The sequence below is a fragment of the Amycolatopsis sp. w19 genome (assembly GCF_051373225.1).
Classification (GTDB): Bacteria; Actinomycetota; Actinomycetes; order Mycobacteriales; family Pseudonocardiaceae; genus Amycolatopsis; species Amycolatopsis japonica.
The window spans coordinates 20349-44717 of the sequence record NZ_JBPQFM010000001.1; the positions used below are offsets into that span (position 1 = coordinate 20349).

At 70.3% G+C, this 24369-nt stretch carries 16 protein-coding genes; 9 read left to right on the forward strand and 7 right to left on the reverse strand.

Translation table 11 applies throughout. The annotated features are described in order from the left end of the window. The first annotated feature begins 112 nt into the window (after nucleotides 1-112). Genes ACSMFO_RS00095 through ACSMFO_RS00110 form a run of 4 tightly spaced genes read left to right on the forward strand, consistent with a single transcriptional unit; the run spans nucleotide 113 to nucleotide 10839 of the window. Entirely contained in the window at nucleotides 113-1870 is a 1758-nt protein-coding gene (locus ACSMFO_RS00095) for a fatty acyl-AMP ligase (RefSeq protein WP_436456172.1), read from the forward strand. After that, on the forward strand, nucleotides 1867-8286 hold the full coding sequence (locus ACSMFO_RS00100) for an SDR family NAD(P)-dependent oxidoreductase (RefSeq protein WP_436456173.1): 6420 nt from the start codon (nucleotides 1867-1869) through the stop codon (nucleotides 8284-8286). The genes ACSMFO_RS00095 and ACSMFO_RS00100 overlap by 4 nt, the downstream gene beginning before the upstream one ends. Next, nucleotides 8283-9848, forward strand: coding sequence for an acyl-CoA carboxylase subunit beta (locus ACSMFO_RS00105; RefSeq protein WP_436456175.1), 1566 nt, complete (start codon nucleotides 8283-8285; stop codon nucleotides 9846-9848). The genes ACSMFO_RS00100 and ACSMFO_RS00105 overlap by 4 nt, the downstream gene beginning before the upstream one ends. A gap of 13 nt (nucleotides 9849-9861) precedes the next feature. Next, complete coding sequence (locus ACSMFO_RS00110) at nucleotides 9862-10839, forward strand: alpha/beta hydrolase (RefSeq protein ID WP_436456176.1); 978 nt, start codon at nucleotides 9862-9864, stop codon at nucleotides 10837-10839. Between the two features lie 278 nt (nucleotides 10840-11117). Here ACSMFO_RS00110 and ACSMFO_RS00115 read toward each other — a convergent pair whose 3' ends face one another. Genes ACSMFO_RS00115 through ACSMFO_RS00125 form a run of 3 tightly spaced genes read right to left on the reverse strand, consistent with a single transcriptional unit; the run spans nucleotide 11118 to nucleotide 13064 of the window. Further along, nucleotides 11118-12077: a pyridoxal-phosphate dependent enzyme gene (locus ACSMFO_RS00115; RefSeq protein ID WP_436456177.1), complete on the reverse strand. Its 960-nt coding sequence runs from the start codon at nucleotides 12075-12077 to the stop codon at nucleotides 11118-11120. Then, nucleotides 12074-12718, reverse strand: a complete 645-nt coding sequence (locus tag ACSMFO_RS00120; protein ID WP_037336669.1) for a helix-turn-helix transcriptional regulator — start codon at nucleotides 12716-12718, stop codon at nucleotides 12074-12076. Before ACSMFO_RS00120 ends, ACSMFO_RS00115 begins: the two co-directional genes overlap by 4 nt. Further along, on the reverse strand, nucleotides 12711-13064 hold the full coding sequence (locus ACSMFO_RS00125; RefSeq protein ID WP_436456179.1) for a RidA family protein: 354 nt from the start codon (nucleotides 13062-13064) through the stop codon (nucleotides 12711-12713). The genes ACSMFO_RS00120 and ACSMFO_RS00125 overlap by 8 nt, the downstream gene beginning before the upstream one ends. Before the next feature lie 111 nt (nucleotides 13065-13175). Here ACSMFO_RS00125 and ACSMFO_RS00130 point away from each other — a divergent pair, with 111 nt between their 5' ends. Next, on the forward strand, nucleotides 13176-13913 hold the full coding sequence (locus tag ACSMFO_RS00130) for a GntR family transcriptional regulator (protein ID WP_400566717.1): 738 nt from the start codon (nucleotides 13176-13178) through the stop codon (nucleotides 13911-13913). 89 nt (nucleotides 13914-14002) lie between these two features. On the opposite strand, the gene ACSMFO_RS00135 is transcribed toward ACSMFO_RS00130, so the two are convergent. Further along, nucleotides 14003-15322 carry an SLC13 family permease gene (locus tag ACSMFO_RS00135; RefSeq protein WP_436456181.1) on the reverse strand — a complete coding sequence of 440 codons (1320 nt, stop codon included), beginning with the start codon at nucleotides 15320-15322 and terminating at the stop codon, nucleotides 14003-14005. Nucleotides 15323-15477: 155 nt separating this feature from the next. Here ACSMFO_RS00135 and ACSMFO_RS00140 point away from each other — a divergent pair, with 155 nt between their 5' ends. Genes ACSMFO_RS00140 through ACSMFO_RS00150 form a run of 3 tightly spaced genes read left to right on the forward strand, consistent with a single transcriptional unit; the run spans nucleotide 15478 to nucleotide 20286 of the window. Continuing rightward, nucleotides 15478-16644, forward strand: a complete 1167-nt coding sequence (locus tag ACSMFO_RS00140) for a pyridoxal-phosphate-dependent aminotransferase family protein (RefSeq protein ID WP_436456183.1) — start codon at nucleotides 15478-15480, stop codon at nucleotides 16642-16644. A 10-nt stretch (nucleotides 16645-16654) separates the two neighbouring features. Further along, nucleotides 16655-19552, forward strand: a complete 2898-nt coding sequence (locus tag ACSMFO_RS00145; RefSeq protein WP_436456185.1) for an FAD-binding and (Fe-S)-binding domain-containing protein — start codon at nucleotides 16655-16657, stop codon at nucleotides 19550-19552. After that, complete coding sequence (locus ACSMFO_RS00150) at nucleotides 19549-20286, forward strand: fumarylacetoacetate hydrolase family protein (protein ID WP_436456187.1); 738 nt, start codon at nucleotides 19549-19551, stop codon at nucleotides 20284-20286. The genes ACSMFO_RS00145 and ACSMFO_RS00150 overlap by 4 nt, the downstream gene beginning before the upstream one ends. On the opposite strand, the gene ACSMFO_RS00155 is transcribed toward ACSMFO_RS00150, so the two are convergent. Both ACSMFO_RS00155 and ACSMFO_RS00160 read right to left on the reverse strand, forming a co-directional pair. Next, complete coding sequence (locus ACSMFO_RS00155) at nucleotides 20283-21851, reverse strand: multicopper oxidase family protein (protein ID WP_436456188.1); 1569 nt, start codon at nucleotides 21849-21851, stop codon at nucleotides 20283-20285. The two genes, ACSMFO_RS00150 and ACSMFO_RS00155, sit on opposite strands and share 4 nt — an antisense overlap. Further along, nucleotides 21848-22255: a hypothetical protein gene (locus tag ACSMFO_RS00160; RefSeq protein ID WP_037336683.1), complete on the reverse strand. Its 408-nt coding sequence runs from the start codon at nucleotides 22253-22255 to the stop codon at nucleotides 21848-21850. Before ACSMFO_RS00160 ends, ACSMFO_RS00155 begins: the two co-directional genes overlap by 4 nt. A gap of 80 nt (nucleotides 22256-22335) precedes the next feature. Between ACSMFO_RS00160 and ACSMFO_RS00165 the strand changes: the two genes are divergently transcribed. After that, nucleotides 22336-23274, forward strand: a complete 939-nt coding sequence (locus tag ACSMFO_RS00165; RefSeq protein WP_436456190.1) for a LysR family transcriptional regulator — start codon at nucleotides 22336-22338, stop codon at nucleotides 23272-23274. On the opposite strand, the gene ACSMFO_RS00170 is transcribed toward ACSMFO_RS00165, so the two are convergent. Next, nucleotides 23250-24344: a trypsin gene (locus ACSMFO_RS00170; RefSeq protein WP_436456192.1), complete on the reverse strand. Its 1095-nt coding sequence runs from the start codon at nucleotides 24342-24344 to the stop codon at nucleotides 23250-23252. The two genes, ACSMFO_RS00165 and ACSMFO_RS00170, sit on opposite strands and share 25 nt — an antisense overlap. Nucleotides 24345-24369: the final 25 nt, after the last annotated feature.

Genomic DNA, 24369 nt, shown 5'->3' on the forward strand with positions numbered 1-24369 from the left:
CGTCCATACAGTTCCGGGCAGATAAAGAACGGTCTCCGGAATGGAATCCGCTTTCGGCAACGGCGCCGTTCCGAATTCACCCGCTCCTGCTCACGTCGTCAAACGAGGGGCCATGGAAACCATTTCGGAAACGGTCGTCGCCGCCCGCGGCACGGACGACGCACCCGGTGGGGAATCGTTCGCGACACTGCTGAGGTACTGGGCGTGGCGGCTCGGCGACGAGGTCGCGGTGACCTACCTCGACCATCGCGCCGGAGCGGACGGCCGGGCGATCACCCTGTCCTGGCGGGAACTCGACGAGCGTGTCGACGTGCTCGCCACCCGGCTGACCTCGTTCACCGGCGCCGGTGACCGGGCCGCGATCCTGGCGCGGCAGTCCGTCGACTACGTCGTCGCATTCCTCGGCGCGATCCGCGCCGGGCTGGTCGCGGTCCCGCTGTTCGCCCCGGACCTCCCCGGGCACGCGGGCAGGCTGGCCGCCGTGCTCGCCGACTGCGCGCCGAGGGTCGTGCTCACGACCACCGACGGACTCGACGCCGCCGCCGGTTTCCTCGCCTCGACGGCGATCGAGCGCCCCGCCGTGCTCGCCGTCGACACCACTGCTCCGGTCGCGGCCGGTGACCGCTCCTGGCCGCGACCGGAACCGGACGGACTGGCGTACCTGCAGTACACGTCCGGTTCCACGAGGACGCCGGCTGGCGTGATGCTGACCCATCGCAACGCGCTCACCAACGCCCGCCAGGCGTGCGACGCCTACGCGATCGAAACCGGGACGACGTCCACGGTCAGCTGGCTGCCGCTCTTCCACGACATGGGCCTGATCCTCGGGATCGGCGCGCCCATGGCGGCGGGCGCGTCGTCGGTCCTGATGGATCCGCTCGCCTTCCTCGAACGTCCGTCGCGCTGGCTGCGCGCGCTCTCGGCGAGCCCCGGCGCGATCAGCGCGGCACCCAATTTCGCCTACGCCTACAGCGCTTCCCGCGTGACCGAGGCCGAGAAGAGCTACCTCGAACTGAGCCGGGTCGTCTCGCTGATCAACGGCAGCGAGCCGGTCCTCCCGTCGACGATCGCGAAGTTCCACGAGGCTTTCGAGGAATGCGGGCTGCGCCCGGAGGTGCATCGGTCGTCCTACGGGCTGGCCGAGGCCACCGTGCTCGTGTCCGTCACCGAGGCGGGCAAGGCGCCGCGAGAGATCGCCTTCGACCGCGATCAGCTCGCCACCGGCCTGGCGACGCCCGCGCTTCCCGGCGCGACGTCCACCACGCTCGTCTCGTGCGGATTCCCGGTGGGGCAACGGGTCCGCATCGCCGATCCGGTCACCGGCGCGCTGGTCGAACCCGGCAGGGTGGGGGAGATCCAGGTCAACGGCCCGAACGTCGGAGTGGGGTATTGGGGACGGCCGGCCGCGGACGGTGTCTTCGGCCTGCCGCCGATCGACCCGGAGTCCGGCGCGGGCTGGCTCGCGACCGGGGACCTCGGCGTGCGCTACGACGGCGAACTGTTCATGACCGGCAGGCTCAAGGATCTCGTCATCGTCGACGGCCGCAACCACTATCCGCAGGACATCGAGCAGACCGTGGAGACCCATCCCGCGGTCCGGCCGCATTCCGCCGCGGCGTTCGCGATCCAGCGCGAAGACGGCGAAGCGGCGATCGTGCTGGCGGAGCGTGCCAAGGGGAGCGAGACCGACCTCGTCGTGGCGACCGGCGAGATCCGGCGGGCGGTCTCGGCCGCGCACGGTCTGCGGCCGTACGACGTCGTCTTCCTCGCCCCGGGCGAGATCCCGCGCACCTCCAGCGGCAAGATCAGCCGGGTGCGGTGCCGGAAGTCCTATCTGGACGGATCGCTGACCGCGCGGCGGCTCGGGTGACCGCGGATATCCGCGCCTGGCTCATCGCGCGCGTGGCCGAACGGACCGGCTCGCCCGCCGACCAGGTCGACCCCGATCGGCCACTGCACGAGAGCGGGCTTTCCTCCCGCGAGTCGATGGAACTGGCGGCGGAGCTGGGCAGGCACCTCGGCCGCCCGTTGCCGCCGACACTGGTGTGGCAGTACCCGACGATCACCGCGCTCGCCGCCCGTCTGTCCGCAGTGGAGGAATCGACGGCCGTCGCCGGTGAAAGCCGTGAAGAGGAACCGATCGCGATCGTCGGCCTCGGCTGCCGTCTGCCGGGTGGCGCGGACTCCCCGGAGCGGTACTGGCGGCTCCTGGACACCGGACGCGATGGCATCCGCGAGGTCCCGGAAGACCGCTGGGAGACCCCTGCTCGCGGCGGGTTCCTCGACGACATCGCCGGTTTCGATGCCGAATTCTTCGGTATCACGCCGGGCGAGGCCGAGACGATGGATCCCCAGCAGCGGATGCTGCTCGAAGTCGCGTGGGCGGCGCTGGAACACGCCGGGATCCCGCCGTCCACGTTGCGCGGGAGCCGGACCGGGGTGTTCGTCGGGCTGTCGGCGGGCGAGTACGGCCACCTGACGATGGCCGATCCCGCCGCTGTCGACGTCTGGTCCGCCACCGGTGCCGCGACGAGCATCGCCGCGAACCGGCTGTCGTATCTGTTCGACCTGCGCGGACCCAGCCTCACCCTCGACACCGCGTGCTCGTCGTCGCTGGTCGCGGTGCACCAGGCGGTGCAGAGCCTCCGCCGCGGCGAATGCGGGACGGCGCTCGTCGCCGGGGTGAACCTGCTGCTCTCACCCGCGGTCACCGCGTCCTTCGAACGGGCCGGGGTGCTGGCGCCGGACGGGCACTGCAAGCCGTTCGCCGCCGCCGCCGACGGTATCGCCCGCGGCGAGGGCTGCGGAGTGATCGTGCTGAGACCGCTGAAGGCCGCTCGCCGTGCGGGCGACCGGGTGCTCGCGGTGATCCGCGGCAGCGCGGTCAATTCCGACGGCCGGTCGAACGGTCTCGTGGCGCCCAGCCCCGGCGCGCAGGCGGACCTGTTGCGCGACGCGTACGCGGCGGCGGGCGTGGAACCGTCCTCTGTGGACTACGTGGAGGCGCACGGGACCGGGACCGAGGTGGGTGACCCGATCGAGGCCGGCGCGCTCGGCGAGGTGCTCGGCGCCGGCCGCGAACCCGGCCGTCCGCTCCTGATCGGCTCGGTGAAAGGGAACCTGGGGCATCTGGAAGGCGCGGCGGGGATGGCCGGGCTGATCAAGGTCGTCCTCGCGATGGTCCACCGGCGGCTGCCGCCGACTCCGCATCATCGCGAACCCAGCCCGTATATCGATTTCGCCGGTCTCCGCCTTCGGATGGTGGACACCGGGACGGACTGGCCGCGCTACTCCGACGTCGTGCGCGCCGGGGTCTCGGCGTTCGGTTTCGGCGGCACCAACGCCCACGTCGTCCTCGAAGAATGGCCTGCCGCGTCGTTCGCCGCCCGGGGAAAGGAAACCGAGGGCTCGCAGGTGTTCGCGCTCTCCGCGCGCTCGGCCGAGGTACTCCGGGGGCGGGCAGCCGATCTGGCCGACTGGCTCGAAGACCCCGCCCACCGGTCCGTCTCGCTGGACACGGTCGCCGCGACGCTGGCCAGGAGCCGGGACCACCTGCCCGTCCGTGGCGCGGTCATCGCCGAGGGACGCGACCGGGTGGCCGCCGCCTTGCGGGCGATGGCCGCCGGACGCGAGAGCGCCGACGTCGTCCTCGGCGAGGCCGCACCCGTGTCCGACGTCGTGTTCGTCTTCTCCGGCTACGGCTCCCAGTGGCCCGGGATGGGCCGTGTCCTGCTGCGCACCGAGCCCGCGTTCCGGGCCGAGGTGGAGGCCCTCGATCCGGTGTTCCGGGCCGAAGCCGGATTCTCCCTGCGCGCGGTGTTCTCCGGCGACTACGACCCGCCGGACCTCGGCGCGACGCAACTCGCGTTGTTCGGCATGCAACTCGCCCTCGCCGGGCTCTGGCGTGCGCACGGTGTCGTCCCGGCCGCGGTACTCGGGCATTCGATGGGCGAGGTCGCGGCCGCCGTCGTCGCAGGCGCGCTGGACGTCGCCGACGGTCTGCGCGTGATGGCCACCCGCGCCCGGCTGCTGGCCGAGGTCGACGCCTCCGGCGACGGCGCGATGGCGGTGGTCGAGCTGTCCCCGGCCGAACTCGCCGACCTGGAGGCGGACTTCCCCGGGATCACGGTCGCGGTCTACGCCTCGCCGGTCCAGTGCACCGTCAGCGGTGGAGCCGAGCAGGTCGAGGCGCTGGTGTCGCACGTCGAGAGCCTCGGCAGGCTGGCGAAGCGGCTTCCGGTCGGCGGCGCGGGCCATTCGGAAGCCGTCGACGCCGTTCTCGGCCGGTTCCGAGCCGAGCTCGCCGGGCTTTCCCCGAGACCGGTCGAAATCCCCTGCTACAGCAGCGTCCTCGACGATCCACAGTGGATGCCGGTGTTCGACGTCGACTACTGGGCGGCGAATCTGCGGCGTCCGGTGCGGTTCAGCCAGGCGCTGGCGGCGGCGACCGCAGACGGATACGGTGTGTTCGTCGAGATCTCGCCGCATCCGGTGGCACTCGCCGCGATCGAGCAGAGCACCGGCGCGCTCGCGGTGCCGTCCGCGAGCCGCAAGGTCGACGAGCGGCAGACGTTCCTGACCACGCTCGCCCGGCTCCACACCCTCGGGCTGCCCGTCGTGCTCGACGACGGCCGCCCCCGCCCGCTTCCGGTCGAACTGCCCGGTCCGCGCTGGCGGCACCGGCGGTTCTGGCCGCGGCGCCCGGCGAACCGATCCGCGGGCACGCATCCGTTGCTGGGTGTCCACATCGAACAGCCGACCGGCGGCGGGCACCTGTGGCGCGCGGACGTCGGGACCGAGACGCTGCCGTGGCTGGCCGACCACGCGGCGATGGGCGTCCCGCTGTTCCCCGCCGCCGGATTCCTGGAACTCGCGCTCGCGGCGGCGAAGTCGGTCCTGCGGCCTGGCGGGCAGCTTCGCGTCGGCGGCCTCGAACTGCACCGGGTCCTCCCGCTGGCCGCGCACACCGAGGTGACGACCAGCCTGAGCGCCGGACCGTCCGAAGTGGACGTCTACGCGCGGTCCGCGGACGGCGGCTGGGTGCGGCACGCCACGGCCCGCGTCCGCGACGGGAACACCGCGGTGGTGCCGTTCGGCGCGGCCGGCGGCGACCCCCGGCCGATCGACCTGTATCAGGTGCTGGCCGGGATGGGACAGAGTTACGGTCCCGCTTTCCGCGGGTTGCGTGATGTCCTGGCGGCGCCCGGCCGGGCCTCGGCGTCGATCACCCTGCCCGCCGACGATCCGGCGTACGTCCTGCATCCGGTGATCGCCGACGCCTGCCTGCACGCGCTGGCCGCGGCCGCCGGGGACGTGCTGCGCGAAGCCGACGGCGTGTTCCTGCCGCTGACCTTGGGCGAGGTCGTCCTCACCGGTGACCCACGCCGCGGTGTCCGGGTCGACGCCGTACTCGACTCGCTCGATCCGGCCGGGGACGGCCTGGTCGGCGGGGTCCAGCTGGTCGACGCCGACGGTGCCGTCCTGGTCGAGTTCCGCGAGGTCTACTGCCGCCGTTTCCAGCGTTCGGCGCTGCCGGTGCCGATGGCGGATCTGCTGTTCGAGACGGTCTGGCGGCAGGCCGACCTGCCCTTGGCCGCGCCGGGCCCGCGCCGCTGGGTCGTCCTGCACGAGGACGCGCCGTGGCTGGCGGAGTTGCGTGACCGGCTCGCCGGGGACGAACTGGTGACCGTTCCGCTCGGGGATCGGGCGGCGCTGGCGGAAGCCCTGCGAGCCCGTGAGGTCACGGGAGTTCTGGCTTGCGTCGCGTCCGGTGACTTCGATCCGATGCGGGACGCGCGGATGGTCGCGACGCTCTCGGGTGTCCTCGCCGATCTGGTCGAATGGGCGCCGCGGTTATGGCTTGTCAGCGCGGGCGCGTCGGCCATCGAACCCGGCGAGCGCGGAGACCCCGGCCAAGCCTGGCTGCGCGGACTGGTCCGCGTTCTCGCCTTCGAGCATCCCGAACTTCGGGCGAGCCAGGTCGACTTCGACGTCGAGCCGGATCCGGCCCTGCTCTGGGTCGGCAAGCTGGCGGCGGAGCTCCGCGCGGACGCGCCGGACGACGAGATCGCCTGGCGCGAGGGCGTCCGCTACACCCGGGTGCTGGCCCGGCCGGAACTCGGCGAACCCGGCCGTGAAACCGTTGTGCGCGAAGGCGCTTACGTGATCACGGGTGGTCTCGGCGGCCTTGGCCTGGTCGCGGCGGACTGGCTGGCCGGACACGGCGCGACCAGGCTCGTCCTCTCCGGCAGGCGTGGTGCGAGCCCCGCCGTCGAACCGTTACTGGCGGATTTGCGTGACCAGGGCGTCGACGTCCGCGTGGTGGCGGGTGACATCGCCGCGCCAGGGACGGCCGAAGCGCTGGTCGCGGCGGCGACCGAGGGCGGCCTGCCGTTGCGTGGTGTCCTGCACGCGGCCGGTGTGCTGTCCGACGGTGCCGCCGTCAGCCTCGACGACGACGCCGTCGAGGCCGTCTGGCGGGCGAAAGCGTTGGGGGCGTGGCGTTTGCACGAAGCGACCGCGGGGCATGAACTCGACTGGTGGCTGACGTACTCGTCGGCGGCCGCGTTGTTCGGTTCGCCGGGGCAGACCGCCTACGCCACCGCGAACGCGTGGGTGGACGCGCTCGTCGCGTGGCGCCGGGCCGCCGGATTGCCGGCGGCGACCATCGGCTGGGGTGCCTGGGGCGAGGCCGGAGCGGCCGTCGGCAACCGCAACCCCGTCCTCGAACCGCTCGGTACGGAGGAGGCGCTGGCGGCGCTGGACGCCGTGCTGCGCCGCGACCGTGCCTCGACCGGGATCGCCCGCGTCGACGCGGGGACCGTCCTGGCCCTGTTCCCGCGGCTGGCCGGACGGCCTTTCTTCGAGTTACTGGTACCGCGCGACGAACCGGTCACCGGACAGTCCACTTGGGACGGTCTGGACGCGCTGCGGGCCGTCCTGCCCGAAGCGGCCCGCGAGATGCTGGCCGACTACCTGGCCGGGCTCGTCGCCGGGATGCTCGGCCTCGCCGCGGACGAGATCGACCGGAACGCGCCGCTCACCCGGCTCGGCCTGGACTCCCTCACCGCCATGCGCGCCAGGGGAGTCGTGGAACGCGACTTCGGCCTGCCGCTGCCGATCCCGCTGCTGCTGCGTGGCGCGAGCCTCGGCGAACTCGCCGACCATCTCGCCGAACAAGCCGGGTTCGGCGAAGCGGGGTCGCGACCCGCCGTCCCGAGTGCTGCCGTCGGGCCCCGCGACCCGGCCGAACGCTGGATCGCCCGGCACTGGCAGGCGGAACTCGGCGGCGCGGAACCCGGCGTCCACGACGACTTCTTCGCCGTCGGTGGCGACGCCGAAGCGGCCGAGCGGTTGCGCGCCGTTTTCGCCGGGCAACTCGGAGCCGTCCCGGAACGGCTGTTCGCCACGCCGACGATCGCCGCGATGGCCGATCTGCTGCGCGACGCGATCGAGGGACGCGGAGGCTGTCCTGTCCGGCCGCTGCGCGGGGGTGGCGCGGATCCGGTGTTCCTGTTCCATCCGGCGGGCGGTCCGACGAGCGTCTACGAAGGGCTCGTCCGCCTGCTGCCGGAGGGCAGGCCCGTCTACGGGCTCGAACGGATCGACGAAGAGGAGACGGTCGAGGACAAGGCCGAGTGCTATCTCGAGCTGATCCGGGAGATCCAGCCGCAGGGCCCGTACCGGCTGGGTGGCTGGTCGTTCGGCGGCTGCCTCGCCTACGAGACCGCCCGGCGGCTGACGGCGGCGGGGGAGCGGGTCGATCTGGTGTTCATGATCGACAGCATCCTGCCGCTGCCCGCGCCGGGGAAACCGGCGCACGAGATCCTGCTGGACCGGTTCGACCGCTTCGCCGAACACGTCGAGCGGACCTACGGCGTCCCGCTGGACATCCCGCGTGAGGACCTCGTCCGGCTCGGCGACGACGAACAGATCCGGCTGGTGATCAGCAGGCTGGCCGCGCAGGTGCCCGGGATGGGGCACGGCGTGCTGCGGCACCAGTACGAGTCCTATGTGGACGCACGCGTGGCCGAACGGTACGAGCCGGAACCGTATGCCGGGCCGGTGCTGCTGATGCGCGCGCAGGAGCCGCATCCGCTGACCACCACCCTCGATCCGCGGTACCTGCGCACCGACGAAGCCCTCGGCTGGGACGCCTTTTGCGCGGATCTGGAGGTCGTGCGGGTGCCGGGCGATCACCTGTCGATGATCGACCCGCCGCACGTCGAGGTGGTCGCCGCCGCGCTCGCGGCCCGGCTCGGGGCACCCAAGGCGGCGCGACCATGACCGACACGACGGCGTTCCGGATCGCCGACCTCGCCGCCCGCCGGGAAGATCTCCGGATCGCCGAGAAACGAGCCGTCGACCGGCAGCACGCCAAGGGCAAGCTGACCGCGCGCGAACGCGTCGAACTGTTGCTGGATCAGGATTCCTTCGTCGAGCTCGACCAGTTCGCCCGGCACCGGTGCATCGAGTTCGGGATGGACGCCAACCGGCCGTACGGCGACGGCGTGGTGACCGGGCACGGCACCGTCGACGGCAGGCGGATCTGCGTGTTCTCCCAGGATTTCACCGTGTTCGGCGGCAGCATGGGCGAGGTCTTCGGCGAGAAGGTCCTCAAGGTGATGGACCTGGCGATGACGCTGGGCTGCCCCGTGGTCGGCATCAACGATTCCGGCGGCGCCCGGATCCAGGAAGGCGTCGTCTCGCTGGCGTACTACGCCGAACTCGGCAGGCGCAACGCGCTCGCGTCCGGTGTCATCCCGCAGATCTCGCTGATCATGGGGCCGTGCGCGGGCGGGGCGGTGTACTCGCCGGCGATCACCGACTTCACCGTGATGGTGGACGAGACCGCGCACATGTTCGTCACCGGCCCGGACGTCGTGCACGCCGTCAGCGGCGAGCGGGTGTCCGCCCAGCGGCTCGGCGGCGCCGCGGTGAACAGCGAGATCTCCGGGAACGCCCATCACCGGGCCGCCGACGAGCACGACGCCATCGACTGGGTGCAGACCTTGCTCGGCTACCTGCCGTCCAACAACCTCGACGCCGCACCGGAATACGCCGACGAGACCGATCCGGAACTCACCGCCGCCGATCTCGAACTCGACCGGCTGGTGCCCGACTCGCTGAACCAGGCCTACGACATGACCGAGGTGGTCTCGCGGCTCGTCGACGACGGCGAGTTCACCGAGATCCACAGCGCCTTCGCGCCGAACATGATCTGCGCGTTCGGCCGGATGCGGGGCCGCACGGTCGGGGTCGTGGCGAACCAGCCGCGGCATCAGGCCGGCGTGATCGACATCGACGCCTCGGAGAAGGCGGCGCGCTTCGTCCGGTTCTGCGACGCCTTCGGCATCCCGATCCTCACCCTCGCCGACGTCCCCGGCTACCTGCCCGGCGAGGCGCAGGAACGGCACGGGATCATCCGGCGCGGCGCCAAACTGATCTACGCCTACGCCGAAGCGACCGTGCCGAAGGTGACCGTGGTGATCCGCAAGGCCTACGGCGGCGGGTACGCGGTGATGGGGTCGAAACACCTCGGCGCGGACGTCAACCTGGCGTGGCCCACCGCCGAGATCGCGGTGATGGGCGCCGAGGGCGCGGTGCGGGTGCTGCACCGGCACGAACTCGCCGCGCTGCCACCGGAACAGCGGACCGCGGAACGACGGCGGCTCACCGAGGCATACCGGGAACGGCATTCGAACCCGTACCTGGCGGCGGAACGGGGCTACGTCGATCAGGTCATCGCGCCGTCGCAGACCCGCCTTCAAGTGGCGAGGGCCCTGGACGCGCTGCGGACCAAACGGCAGACCCTCCCGGCCAAGAAACACGGAAACATCCCGTTGTGAGCAAGGAGAAGTGATGAAGCGAACCCGGCGGTGGGGTCTGCTGGCGCTGGCCATGGTGGCCCTGCTCGGAAGCTCGATCCCGGCGAGCGCGGCGCCCGCCCCGGTGTCCGCCGACAACGGGGCGAAGGTCGTCGAGGAGAGCTGGCTGGACGCGCGCACGGTCGACCTCAAGATCAGTTCGCCCGCGCTCGGCACCACCGGCATGGTCCGCCTGCTGGTCCCGGCCGGCTGGGCCGCGCAGCCCACGCGGACCTGGCCGACGCTGTACCTGCTGCACGGCTGCTGCGAACCGGTCGACTACCGCTCGTGGGACCAGTTCACCGACGTCAAGGCGTTCACCGCGGACAAGGACGCCCTCGTCGTCATGCCGACGGGCGGCCCGGCCGGTATGTACACGAAGTGGTGGAACTTCGGGCTCAGGAGCACTCCCGACTGGGACACCTTCCACACGCTGGAAGTGCGGCAGATCGTCGAACGCGGTTACCGGGCGGGCACCCGCCGGGCGGTCGCCGGACTGTCGATCGGCGGGTACGGCGCGCTCGCGTATTCGTACAAGCACAAGGGGATGTTCACCGCGGCGGCGTCCTACAGCGGGGTGCCGAACACCCTCAACCAGGGCGCGCCGCTGTTCATCCAGGGGATCCTGGCCCGCGCGGGGATCTTCAACTACCTGGAACTCTGGGGCGACAGCTGGGGGATGCGGCCGATCTGGACGGCGAACAACCCGTACGACAACATCGACGGCCTGCGCGGCACGGCGCTCTACATCTCGTGCGGGAACGGCAAGACCGGCCCGCTCGACCCGCCGGGCCAGTCCGACATCTTCGAACCCCAGGCGCTGGCTTCGTCGGTGACCTTCACGGATCGGTTGAAGGCCAAGGGGATTCCGGCGACCGTCGACTACTACGGCGACGGTACGCACAGCTGGCCCTACTGGCAGCGGGCGCTGCGGAACTCCTGGCCGGTGCTGGCGGGAGGGCTCGGCCTGTGAGCGCAAGTCCGTGAAGGCCTCCTTGCGGGACTCTCAGGGTAGGGCCCCGGCAAAGTCGCATAAGCGCTGGTCGGTAGATGTCCGTTTGATGTATATATGTGCGGTTTTCGATGAGGGTCGTGAGTGATAAAGAGCGTTCTAACGCTCTTTATCACTCACGACCCCCTCTATCGCCCGCTTGACCAGCAGTTATACGACTTTGCCGGGACCCTGCCCCTCTGGGGCCCTCAAGGAGGCCTTCACGGACAGCCGCATTCAGAGGACGAAATGCGGAGAGGTCAGCCGGCGATCAGTTCGGCGAAGCGTTCCGGGCTGACGTTCCCGCCGCTGATGATCACCCCGACCCGGCCCGACGCGGGAATCCGACCGCTGAGCAGCGCGGCGAGACCGGTCGCCCCGCTCGGCTCGATGACCAGCTTCAGCCGCTCGAACGCGAACCGCATCGCGTCCCGGACCTGCTCGTCGGTGACCAGCGCGATGTCGTCCACGAGCCGCCGGTTGATCGAGAACGTCAGTTCGCCGGGGATCTCGGCGGCCTGGCCGTCGGCGATGGTCCGCGGCACCGGGATCGACACGCGTTCCCCCGCGTCCAGCGAGCGTTTGGTGTCGTCGCCCGCGGCGGGTTCGACGCCGATCACCCGGATGCCGGGCCGCACGGCCTTCGCGGCGGTCGAGCTGCCCGCGATCAGGCCGCCACCGCCGACCGGGACGACGAGCGTGTCCAGGGATTCGGTCTCCTCCAGCAGTTCCAGCGCCGCGGTGCCCTGTCCCGCGATCACGTGCGGGTGCTCGTAGGGCGGGATGAGCGCGAGACCACGGTCGGCCGCCAGCGCCTCGCCGATGGCGACGCGGTCGCCGGTGTACCGGTCGTAGGTGACGATCTCGGCGCCGTAACCCGCGGTGGCGTCCTTTTTGGACTGCGGAGTGTCCTCCGGGATCAGGATGACCGCGCTGCTCCCGAGTTCGCGCGCGGCGAGCGCGACGGCCTGCGCGTGGTTGCCCGAGGAGTACGCGGCGATGCCCTTGGCCAGCTGTTCCGGCGAGAGCCGGGAGGCGGCGTTGTACGCGCCACGGAACTTGAAGGCCCCGACGCGCTGGAGGTTCTCGCATTTGATGAAGACCTCTGCGCCGACGAGCTCGTCGAGGGTGCGGGAACGCACGACCGGGGTCCGGTGCGCGACCCCGGCCAGGCGGGCGGCCGCGTCGCGGATGTCGTCGATGGTCACGGGGGCGGTCATGATGCTCCTTGCTCACGGATTTCGGCGAGATAGTTGTAGGCGGAGGCGCGGGAGATCCCGATCCGCGCCGCGACCTGGGGAACGGCCCGCCGCACGGCGAAGACTCCACGCGCGTGCAGGCTGCGGAACAGGTCGAGACGTTCTTCGCGGCTGAGCGCGGTCCACGGTTTGTTCAGCCGGAGTTGGTGCTCGTCGACGATCGCGTCGACCACCGCGTCGACGTCGTCGCCGAAGGTGGTGGTCGGCGTTTCGGCGGCGGTGCCGACATCGGCGAGTTCGCCGACGAGGGTCCGCAGTTGGCCCAGCGCGGTGACGTCGAGGTTCACGCACAGCGCGCCGAACACCGAGCCGCCGCTGTCGCGCAGCAGCATGGTCGAAGACTTCACGAGTTTCCCGGACGCCGTCCTGGTGACGTAGTTCAGCTGGTCTTCGGCGTCGTCGCCGCGGGCGAGCAGGCCCATGCCGATCTCGCTCATCGATCCGCCGACGGTGCGGTCGGTGACCGAGCCGGCGATCGCGACCACCGACTGCTCCGGACGGCGGAAGTCGTGCACCACGACCTCGCAGAACGAGCCGAGCGTCGCCGCGATGCCGTCGGCGACCGGGGCGAGCGCGTCGAGGATCGCGTCCTGCTCAGACATCGCGTACCCGGGCGAGGGCCTCGACTTCGACGACGCCGCCGTAGGGCAGAGATGCGACCCCGACACAGGTACGGGCGGGCCTGGGCTCGGAGAAGAACTCCTCGTAGACCCGGTTGAGGCCGTCGCGGTCGGCGATGTCGGTCAGGTAGACGACGACCTTCACCACGTCCGCGCGGGCCGCGCCCACCGAACGCAGCGCGGCGTCGAGGTTGGCGAAGGCCTGTGGGCATTCGGCGTCGAACCCGCCGGGCATCAGCGCCCCGGTCTCGGTCACACCGAGCCGTCCGGACACGGAAACCAGGTCGCCGCTGCGGAAGGCGGGCGGATACGGATGCTCGTTGGTCACGAGACCGACTGTATAAGCGCTGGACGGATTGTCCAATCGAATAAGAAGTGACCTACCGCTCACGCGCGACGACGGCGATTGATATACCGTATACAGACAGGAGGGGTCCGTATGACCATGAGTTCCGTGCAGGACGAGGACGGCCGGATCGTCGCGCCGCCGAGTATGGCCGACCTGGCCACCCAGGCGCTGCGCGCGATGATACTTTCCGGCGAACTCCCGCCCGGCACGCGTTTGGTCGAGGCCAAACTCACCGAGCGGCTCGGGGTGTCCCGCCCGCCGCTGCGGGAAGCGTTGCAGGTCTTGGCGTTCGAGGGACTCGTCGTGCCCCATCCGCGGCGTGGCGTCATCGTCCGCCCGCTGACCCGCCACGACGTCTACGAAATCGTCACCCTGCGCGAAGAACTCGAAGCCTTCGCCGTCCGGATCGGGATCCCGGTCCGCTCGCCGGAGCGGTTGCAAGCGTGCCGCGACGCCCTCGCGGCGTTCGAGCAGGCGGGCCGCGATGGCGATGAAGGTGTGTTCACGCAACGGAAGTACGACTTCCATCAGTCGATCGTCGCGCTGGCCGGGCACGAGCGGGTGACCGAGGCCTATCGCGCGCTTTCCCTGCAGATGCAGCTGTGCATGGCCCTCAACCGCAGCGCCCGCCGCGACGGCGAATCGTTGATGCAGAACGTCGAACGGCACCGCGAGCTGCTCACGATCATCGAGGGCGGCGACCCGGACGCGGTGTTGCAGGCGCTGGCCGATCACGGTCACGGCAGCTTCCTCGACGCGGTGGTGGATCAGCTCGACGGCGGCACTCCCGATTCGGAACGCTGGCTGGCCGAGCGCCGGAGTCGGTAGCCGGAGGAAGCTTTCCCAAGTACGTGAAGGCCTCCTTCACTGCGCTAGACGCAATGAAGGGGGCCTTCACGTACTTGGGGCAAGCCGGCTCAGCCCCAGCCGGGCAGGATGAACAGCAGCCAGGTCGCGATCGGCGCGATCGCGCACATGCTGAATCCCCAGATCATCAAGCCCCGGAACACTTTGTCGTTCTGCCCGGCGGGCGCGTTCGCCACGACCAGTGCGCCGCTGGTGGAGAACGGCGACGAGTCGACGACCGAGGACGAGATCGCCAGCGCGATGATCATGCCGACCGCGCCGACCTCGCCCGCCAGCAGGAACGGCACCGCGAGCGGGATGAGCGCGCCGAGGATCCCGGTCGTCGACGCGAACGCCGAGACCACCGCGCCGATCGCGCAGATCAGGATCGCGGCCAGCAGCGGCGAACCGATCCGCGTCACCAGGTTGCCGAGCCAGTCGATCGTGCCGACTCGCTCCATCAGTGAGACGAAGGTGACGATCCCGCAGATCAGCAGCACTGTCGGCCACGCTACTTCGCCGACGGCCGCCTTGGCCGATCCCGGCGAGACCAGTGACAGCACGGTCGCCACGGTCAGCGCGGTGAAACCGACGTCGAGTTTGAACACCAGCGCGCCCACCGCCAGGGCCGCCAGCCCGATCAGCGTGAACACGTGGTCGCGCGTGAGTGGAAGACGCTCTTCGGGCTCCTCGGTGCCACCGCTGGAAAGTGCGCCGGTCAACGTCGTCACCGCCGAGGAACCGCTGTGCGCGAGCGCGGCGATCTTGGGCTTGGCCGACGACCGGCGGATCAGTTCGCGGCCGCCGAAGACGAAGAACACCACGACACTCAGCGCCAGGTTGAAGACGAACGACGACACGAACAGCAGCCCCGGATCGCTCGGCAGGTTGTCGCGGGCGACGACGCCGTTGACGATGCTGCCGAAGATGCTGATGGGGGAGAAGCCGCCCGCGCTGGCGCCGTTGATGATCAGCAGGCCCATCAGCATCGGGTTGATCGAGTAGCGGCGGGCGAACCCCATGCCGATCGGCGCGATGATCGCCACCGCCGCCGGCACCACCGCGCCGACCGCGGTCAGGGCCGCGGTGACCACGAACATCACCCACGGGATCAGGGCGATCCGCCCCCCGACGGCGCGCACCACCAGGCGCACGAGCCGGTCGACGGTGCCGTTGCCTTTGGCGATCGCGAACAGCAGGGTCACCCCGACCAGGATGACGAAGAGATCGCCGGGAAAGCCCGAGACGATGTCGTCGGTGCTCTCCCCGGCGAAGACCGTGCCGATCACGAAGGCGGCGACGAACGCCAGCGCTCCCATGTGGACGGGGAGCACGGTCGCGATCAGGAAGACCAGGGCGAGCGCGACGACGGTGACGAGTTGTATGGACATCGGAATCCTCTGCGGTCGGCGCTGACACATTCAGGGAATCGGGTCGAAGTTGTTCCGGGTACCCCCTCGACGGACTTCGGTACACGGTATACCGTTCAAGCGGTGAGACCAAGGTCTCGTTCCCGAAACCTTCGAAGCCGAGCGTGGAGGCGCACATGACATACGCGGCCGGACGGCACTTCCTGCAGATCCCGGGGCCGACGAACGTGCCCGACGTGGTGCTCCGGGCGATGTCGGCGGCGACCATCGACCACCGCGGACCGGAGTTCCAGGAGCTGGCGACGCGGCTGCTGCGCGACATCAAGCCGGTCTTCGGCACCACGAACCCGGTCGTGATCTACCCCGCCACCGGGACCGGCGCGTGGGAAGCGGCGCTCACCAACACCCTCAGCCCCGGCGACACCGTCCTGGCCTTCGAGACCGGCCATTTCGCCACGCTGTGGCAGGAAATGGCGCAGGGGCTCGGCTTGCACGTCGAGTTCGTGCCCGGTGACTGGCGGCGTGGTGCCGATCCCGAGGTGGTCGCCGACCGGCTCGCCGCCGACACCGCGCATCGGATCAAGGCGGTCTGCGTGGTCCACAACGAGACCTCCACCGGTGTGACCAGCCGGATCCCGGAGATCCGCGCCGCGATCGACGCCGCCGGACATCCCGCGCTGCTGCTGGTCGACACCATCTCGTCGCTGGGCTCGATCGACTACCGGCACGACGAATGGGGTGTCGACGTCACCGTCGCGGGCTCGCAGAAGGGCCTCATGCTCCCGCCGGGGATGAGTTTCAACGCGATCAGCGACAAGGCCCTCGACGCCGCCGAAACCGCGAGCCTGCCGAAGATCTTCTGGGACTGGGGCCCGATGCTCACCGCGAACGAACGCGGATTCTTCCCCTATACCCCCAATACGAATCTCATGTACGGCCTGCGGGAGGCCTTGCGCCTGCTCTACGACGAGGGGCTCGAAAACGTCTTCGCGCGCCACGCCCGGCATGCGGCCGCCACGCGTGCCGCCGTCCGCGGCTGGGGCCTGGAGGTCCTGTGCCAGGACGAGCGCGAGCATTCCGGTGCGCTGACCGCCGTCCTGATGCCCGAAGGGATCGACGCCGACAAGGTCCGCGCGATCATCCTCGACCGGTTCGACCTGTCCCTGGGCGCGGGACTGGGCAAACTCGCCGGGAAGATCTTCCGGATCGGGCATCTCGGCGCGTTCAACGATCTCACCCTCGCCGGCACCCTCGCGGGAGTCCAAATGGGACTGACACTCGCCGGCGCCCCCGCCGATCCACACGGGCTGCAGGACGCCCTCGAACTGCTGCAGAACGACTGAGGGCCCGCCGATGACCAGCCTTCTCGAAGAAACGTTGCGTGCGCGGATCACCGGGGAAGTCGCCTTCGACGACTACACGCGCCACCTGTTCTCCCGCGACGCGAGCATGTACTCGATCATGCCGCGCGGGGTCGTGTTCCCCGTCGATCAGGAGGACGTCGCCGCGGCCGTCGCCACCGCGGCGGAGTTCGGCGTGCCCGTCGTCCCGCGTGGGGCGGGTACCAGCCTGGCCGGGCAGACCGTCGGTCCCGGTCTGGTGCTCGACCTTTCGCGGCACATGAACCGCATCGTCGCGCTCGATCCCGTCGCGCGGACCGCCGTCGTCGAACCCGGCGTCGTCCAGGACCAGCTCAACCAGGCGGCGGCCGCGCACGGGCTGATGTTCGGGCCCGACACCTCCACCAGCGACCGCGCCACGATCGGCGGTATGGTCGGCAACAACTCGGCTGGTTCCGGATCGCTGACCTTCGGCATGACCATCGATCACGTCCGCGCGCTGGACGTCGTCCTCGCCGACGGCTCCACCGCCCGCCTGGAACCGGTGAGCGAGACCGAACGCCTGCGGCGCGCCGAGGCGGACACACACGAAGGCCGCATCTACCGCGAACTCCCCGAACTCGTCACCGCGCACGAGGACGCGATCGCCAAGGGCATGCCGCTGTTCTGGCGGCGTGCGTGCGGCTACCGGCTCGACCGGCTCTCCGGATTCGGCGAAGACAAACCCTTCGACCTGGCCAAATTCGTCGTCGGCGCGGAGGGCACGCTCGTGCTGGCCACCCGGATCGAAGTCGATCTGGTGCCCAAGCCGAAGAAGACCGTCTACACGGTCGGGCATTTCGAAACGACGCACGGCGCCATTTCGGCGACGCTCGACGCGCTCAGTTGCGGGCCGCATCAGGTCGAGATGATGGACAAGACGATCCTCGATCTGTCGCGGCGGAAGATCGAGTACGCCGATCTCGGCAACCATCTCGTCGGCGATCCGGAAGCACTGCTGTTCGTGTCTTTTTCCGGCGATGACGAGACCGTACTGGCAGCCAAACTAGACGAGGTGGCCGCGCTCTGGGAGCGCAACGGGCACGGCTATCACACGCTCAAACTCGTGACGGCCGCCGAACAGGCGGCGCTGCTCAAGGTGCGCAAGTCCAGTCTCGGCCTGTTGATGGCGGCGGGCGAGGGGACCAAGCGGCCGCTGGCGTTCATCGAGGACACCGCCGTCGACCCCGAGCACCTCGCGGAATACACCGCGCGGTTCAAGGAAATCCTCGACGAGCACCGGCTCGAAGCCGGGTTCTACGGCCATTGTTCGGTCGGCTGCCTGCACATCCGGCCGTTCGTCGACCTCACCGACCCCGCCCAGGTCGACACGATGCGCGCGGTCGCGGAGAAGATCAAGGATCTCGTGGCCGAATTCGGCGGCGTGAACTCCTCCGAGCACGGCGACGGCCTCGCCCGCTCGGAGTTCAACCGCGAGATCTTCGGCGACGAACTCTACGAAGCCATGCGCCAGGTCAAGAAACTCTTCGATCCCGCGGGCACGATGAACCCCGGCAAGATCGTCGACGCGCCCTCGATGACCGAGAACCTGCGCGACCGCGACGCCCTGCCGCCCGCGCCGCCGCTGCGGACGATGCTGTCGTTCGAGGTCGTCGGCGGGATGCGCGACGCCGCCGACCGCTGCATGAACATCGGTCTGTGCCGCAAGACCACCGGCGGCGTGATGTGCCCGTCGTACCAGGTCACCCTGCAGGAGGAGCATTCCACGCGCGGCCGGGCCAACGCATTGGTCAAGGCGCTGTCCGAACCGGATCCGAAGGCCGCGCTCGGCGGGGAACGCCTGCACGAGATCCTCGACCTGTGCCTGATGTGCAAGGCGTGCAAGAGCGAATGCCCGATGAGCGTCGACATGGCCTCGCTCAAGGCCGAAACCCTGCACCAGCACCACGAGGAGCACGGCACCCCGCTGCGGTCGCGGATCTTCGGCTCGATCCGGTTCCTCAACCGGCTCGGCTCGGCGACCGCACCACTGTCCAATGTGCCCGGTCGGATCGGCCCGCTCCGCAGGCTCATGGAACGGACCGTCGGCATCAAGGCCGAACGGCCGCTGCCGAAGTTCGTCCGGGAGAACCTCGTGCGCTGGAACCGCCGCCGGGTGACGGCGCCGGGGACGGCGGGCACGGTGAACTGGCTCGCGGATTCCTTCACCACCTTCACCGAACCGCAGATCGGCAAGGCGGCCATCGAGTTGCTCGAAAGCGCGGGCTGGGCGGTGGAACTCGCGTCCGGGGGCTGCTGCGGACGGTCGAGCCTGTCCAAAGGCCTGCTGGAGGACGCCAAGAAGAAGGCCACCGGATTGGTCACGTCCTTGGCACGTGACACGGAACCGGGATCGCCGATCGTCGGCTGTGAGCCGTCGTGCGTGTTCACCTTGCGCGACGAGACTTTGGCGCTGCTGCCGGACCTTCCCGAAGCGCGGCAGGTCGAGGAGCGGGTCCGTCAGGTCGAGGAACTGCTCGTCGAGGCCATCGACGACGGCAGGCTGAACCTGCCGGAACGATCGTGGCTGAGCGGGCGGCGCGTGGTCTTCCACGGCCACTGTCACCAGAAGGCGGAGGTCGGCACCGCCGCCACGATGGCGCTCCTGCGCCGTATCCCGGGGCTGGAGGTCGCCGAGATCGACTCCGGATGCTGTGGGATGGCGGGTTCGTTCGGTTTCGAGGCCGAGCATTACGAGACCTCGATGGCCGTCGGCCGCGACCGGCTCTTTCCCGCGCTGGAACGGGAACCGGCCGGAACACTGGTCGCCGCCACCGGCGTTTCGTGCCGTCAGCAGATCTTCCACGGTGCCGGCCGCACGGCGTGGCATCCGCTCGAACTGGTCCGTGAAGCGCTCGGTGGTCCGGCATGAAGCTGATCCGCTTCGGCCGGGAGGAGGCCGCCAGGACGGGCTGCGTCGAAGGCGACGTCGTCCGCGCGTACGACCCGGCCACCGGCCCCGGCGAGGTCGTCGGCCCGCTGTCCGGCGTCCGGCTGCTCGCGCCGTGCGAGCCGCGCACGATCGTCTGCGTCGGCAGCAACTATCCCTGCCAGCTGAAGGAAAAAGGCCGCCCGTGGCCGGAGCGGCCCGCCCTGTTCCTCAAGGCCCCGAACGCCGTGACCGGTCCGGGGCAGCCGATCCTGCACCCGCGACAGGTCGAACGCCTGGAGTACGAGGGCGAACTGGCCGTCGTCATCGGCAGGACCGCGCGGAACCTGACCGTCGGGAACGCTTTGGCGCACGTCCTCGGATACACCTGCGCCAACGACGTCACCGCGCACGACTGGCGGGCCGACGGTCAATGGGCGCGGGCCAAGAGCGCCGACACGTTCCTGCCGCTCGGGCCCTGGATCACCACCGGTATCGAGAACGGAGACCTCGAGGTGACCACGCGGATCAACGATCGGCTCGTCCAGCGAGCCACCACGAGCGAGATGATCTTCGGTGTGCCGGAGATCCTCGCGTGGGTGACCCGCTGGTTCACCCTGCGCCCCGGCGACGTCGTCCTCACCGGCAGCCCGGCCGGGATCGGGCCGATGGAGCCGGGGGACGAGGTCACCGTCGCGATCGAGGGGATCGGGGAGTTGACCAACCCGGTCCGCTAGACCACCTCGAAGTTCGCCATCATCGCCATGTCCTCGTGTTCGGCGTTGTGGCAATGGAAGACGTACCGGCCGCGATAGCCGTCGAAGCGGGCGATGACCTCGACCGATTCGCCCGGGGCCAGATCGACGGTGTCCTTGATACCGCCGTCGAACGGTCCCGGCGGCCGCCCGCCACGCGAAAGGATCCGGAATCCCACCAGATGCAGATGCACGGGATGGTGGATGTCGGCGACGAATCGCCAGATCTCGGTGTCGCCGAGGCGCGGGCTCGCCGACATGAGGTCCGGCGAGAACGGCTCCCCGCCGATCACCCAGCCCGAACGACCGTGGACGGCGCCCGCGCGGAACGAGAAGTCGCGCGTGGTCGTGGCCTGCTCGCGGGGGAGCGGCGGGATCTCGCTGAGCTTGGCGGGAACCCGGCTGTCGTCCGCCGCCCGGCGCGCGACGACGAACCGCATGACCTGCGCGGTCGAGCCGGTGCCGAGCCGGTTCACGAGGGTGACCTCGGTGCCGACCGGATACCGGCCGAAGTCGACGACGACGTCGTACCGTTCCGCCGGGGCGATGGGGAGATGGTCGTGTGCGCGCGGTGCGTCGAGCAGGCCCTGGTCGGCGCCGATCTGCACGAAACCGCCTCCGCCGGGTGGCGGCGGGTCGAGCGCCAGGTCGTACCGCCGCGCGTTGGAACCGTTGAGGAAACGCAGCCGATACCGCGCGGCCGCGACCTCGTGCACCGGCCACGGCGCGCCGTTGACGAGGATCATGTCACCGAAAACGCCCTCCACGTAAGCACTTTCGACTCCCGGCGTGGTCCGCAGCGACCGGTCGAGGGAGGGATAGGCGAACTCGCCGTGCTCGTCGAAGGAACGGTCGGCGATCATCAGCGGCAGTTCACGTTCGCCCGACGGGAGCCCCAGTGCGTCTTCCTCGGAGTCGCGGACGAGGTGGAATCCGGCCAGGCCCCGGTACACGGCCGGACCGGTGAAATCCATGCGATGGTCGTGGTACCACAGCGTCGCGGCCCGTTGCCGCAGCGGGAAGACGTAGTCACGTTCCCCGTTCGAGATCCGGGCACGGGCGTCGACCATGCCGTGCCCGGCGTGCGCGGTGCTCCAGCCGGACCGCGGCAGGACGAGATCGGTCGGGTAGCCGTCGGAATCGGCGGGCGTGTGCCCGCCGTGCAGGTGGACCACCGTCGGCACGGGAAGCTCGTTGCGATGGTGCGCCACCACCGTCCGATCCCGCCGCGATTCGATCGTCGGACCCGGGAAGATCCCTTCGTAGCCCCAGATCGGCGTCCGGACGCCGGGCAGGATCTCGGCCGTGGCCGCCCGTTGGGTGATCGTGTAGTGATCGGCGTCGGCCGTCCTTTGTGGACGCAGGACCGGCGGGATCGGCAGTGGCACCCGGAAGGGCTCCGGCAAGGGGAGCCCGCTGCGCAGCAACTCACCGGTCCCCGGCGCGCCTTGCGCGAGCAGGCGGGGAGCCGCGATCCCGGCGGCGGCGAGGACACCGGCCCCGCCGGCGAGCCCGAGGAAGGTCCTGCGGGGAAGTCGGCGGCTCATCGGCGTGCCCGCCAGATCTGCGGCCGCCAGACGGCGATGGTCGTCAGCACCGCTCCGGTGACCAGCGCGACGCCGAGGGGGATGTGCAGATCGAGCGCGCCCGCCATCCCGGCGAGGTACTGGCCGGTCTCGCCCGCGGCGAGCAGCAGGCTGATCCAGAACAGCCAGCGCGGTCCGCGCACCAGCCAGAGGACCAAGGCCGCGATGATCTGCGCGTACGCCAGGTACGAGACCGCGTCGGCACCCCAGCGGTGCAGCCAGAGCATGTCGTAATCGCCGCCGAGGTAGCCGCCCGCGAAGACCGGCTGGCCGATGATCGCGACGGCGTGGGCGCTCACCAGCACCCGGTTCACCACCAGCGTCCCGTTCGCCTTCCGGCTCGGGCTGGTCAGGGTTTCACTCACGCGATCGAACGTAAGAGCCGAGGCCTTATGCTGTCCAAGACAAGATCGGTTATCTGTTCATAACAGGTGAGGTATCAGCAGTGGATCTTCTGGCCCTCCGGTACTTCCAGACCGTCGCCCGGCTCGAACACGTCGGCCGCGCGGCCGAGAAGCTGCGGGTCGCGCAGCCCTCGCTCAGCCGGACCTTAGCCAGACTGGAAAACGAACTCGGCGTGCCGCTGTTCGACCGGCACGGCCGCCGGATCAGGCTCAACCGCTTCGGCACCGCGTTCCTCCGCCGCGTCGACCGGGCGCTGGCCGAGCTCGACGACGCCCGTCAAGAGCTCGATGACGCCGCCGGGCTGGAGCGCGGCACCGTCACCGTCGCGGCCGAAAGCCTGCTCGCCCTCACCGATCCGCTTCGCACGTTCGTGCCCGGGCATCCGCTGGTGGACGTCCGGCTCTCCCAGGCTTCGGCGGAGGGCATGACCGAGAAGCTGCGATCCGGCGACGTCGACCTGTGCATATCGTCGCAACCCTTGGCGGGTAACGACATCCGTAGCCGCGTGCTGCTCGACGAACAGGTGTTCCTCTGCGTGCCGTCCGGGCACCGGCTCGCCGGGCGTGGTCACGTCGGCCTGGCGGACCTCGAAGGCGAGCCGTTCCTCACCACGCGCCCCGGGTACTGGCAGCGCGCGCTCGTCGAGCGCCTGTTCGCGAAGGCCGGGCTCGAACTCCACATCGTCTGCGAGGGCGACGAAGCCGCCGTGCTCTTCCAGCTCATCGACGCGGGTCTCGGTCTCGCGCTCGTGCCGTCGCTCGGACTGCGGCCGGAGACGAGTCAGACGGTGGTCTGGCTCGACGTCGACGATCCCGATTGCCGTCGCGTGCTCAGCGTCGCGTGGCGCGAGGACACCTATCTTTCGGCTGCGGCACAACGCTTCCGCGACCACGTCGTCGAGCATTTCCACGCCCGGCCGGGCCCCGGTCGCGGTGACCGGGGCCCGGACCGTGCTTACGGGTTGAGCGTGACGCTGTAGGCGCTCAGCGCCTCGCCGATCGGCTGGAAGTACGAGGTGCCGCTGCCCTTGCCGGAGGTGATGCCCAGTCCGACGCTGCCGGAGAACAGGCAGCCGCCCGAGTCGCCGGGGTTGACCAGCGCGCTGGTCTGGATCAGCTGGTACACCGAGCCTTCGGCGTAGTTCACCGTGACGTTCAGCCGCTGCACCGAACCCGAGGTGAGCCGGGTGGTGCTGCCGCTCTTGCTGATCCGCTGCCCGACGGTGGCCGAACCGGCGGAGGCGATCCGCTGGGTGGAACCGTTCCACAGGGTGACCGCGCCCGGCGCGCTGCCGGTGGTGTTGCGGATGAGGCCGTAGTCGTTGGTCGGGAAGCTGGCGCCCTGCGACGGCCCGACGTTCCACTGCGACACCGCGCGGGTGCAGTGGCCGGCGTCGAGGATGTAGTTCTGGCCGCCGCGGTTGGTGTTGAAGCCGACCGAGCAGCGGGTGCCGCCGCCGGTGATGGCCTCGCCGTTGTAGATCGCGGTGTGCATCTCGCCGGTGGTCCGCTCCACGCGGACCCGGTCGCCGAGTGCTTCCGCGGCCTTCACGAGGGCCTCGGTGCCCTTCGCGGCGTCGGAGATGGTCAGCACGACCTGGTTGGCCTTGGGGTCGAGGCCGATCGAGGTGTGCGCGACCGTGGGCAGTGCCTGCAGGGCGCTCTGTGCTCCGGCGAGCGCGGCGCTGGAGTGCTTGACCACGCGGGCCTGCGCACCGGTCGCGGTCACCTGGTCGGCCGCGGCACGGTCGAGCACGTTCACCACCGGTTTGGCGGCGTCGTCGAGGTAGCCGTCGGCGGCACGGGAGCCGAGCGACGCGGTGACCTTCCGCAGCGTTTCGACACTGGCCGTCTGCGTCCGGAGGAACTCGACCGCGGCGGCCTGGCTGATCCCGGCTTCGGCGGCGAGGGACGTCACCGCCTCGTGCTGCACCGTGGGGGAGTAGCCCGCGATGGTGGTGGCGGTGGCCGTGGACGGGGCGAGGAAGCCGACGGCCGCGGCCGCGGCCACCAAGGTGGTGGCGGTACGGGCTAAGGGGTTTGTGCGCATACCGGTGACTCACTTTCGCGAGGGA

Coding starts and splice junctions, on each gene's coding strand:
- ACSMFO_RS00095 (WP_436456172.1), top strand. CDS start 113: ATGGAAACCATTTCGGAAACGGTCGTCGCCGCCCGCGGCACGGACGAC.
- ACSMFO_RS00145 (WP_436456185.1), top strand. CDS start 16,655: ATGACCAGCCTTCTCGAAGAAACGTTGCGTGCGCGGATCACCGGGGAA.
- ACSMFO_RS00120 (WP_037336669.1), bottom strand. CDS start 12,718: ATGTCTGAGCAGGACGCGATCCTCGACGCGCTCGCCCCGGTCGCCGAC.
- ACSMFO_RS00130 (WP_400566717.1), top strand. CDS start 13,176: ATGACCATGAGTTCCGTGCAGGACGAGGACGGCCGGATCGTCGCGCCG.
- ACSMFO_RS00135 (WP_436456181.1), bottom strand. CDS start 15,322: ATGTCCATACAACTCGTCACCGTCGTCGCGCTCGCCCTGGTCTTCCTG.
- ACSMFO_RS00170 (WP_436456192.1), bottom strand. CDS start 24,344: ATGCGCACAAACCCCTTAGCCCGTACCGCCACCACCTTGGTGGCCGCG.
- ACSMFO_RS00140 (WP_436456183.1), top strand. CDS start 15,478: ATGACATACGCGGCCGGACGGCACTTCCTGCAGATCCCGGGGCCGACG.
- ACSMFO_RS00110 (WP_436456176.1), top strand. CDS start 9,862: ATGAAGCGAACCCGGCGGTGGGGTCTGCTGGCGCTGGCCATGGTGGCC.
- ACSMFO_RS00105 (WP_436456175.1), top strand. CDS start 8,283: ATGACCGACACGACGGCGTTCCGGATCGCCGACCTCGCCGCCCGCCGG.
- ACSMFO_RS00155 (WP_436456188.1), bottom strand. CDS start 21,851: ATGAGCCGCCGACTTCCCCGCAGGACCTTCCTCGGGCTCGCCGGCGGG.
- ACSMFO_RS00115 (WP_436456177.1), bottom strand. CDS start 12,077: ATGACCGCCCCCGTGACCATCGACGACATCCGCGACGCGGCCGCCCGC.
- ACSMFO_RS00150 (WP_436456187.1), top strand. CDS start 19,549: ATGAAGCTGATCCGCTTCGGCCGGGAGGAGGCCGCCAGGACGGGCTGC.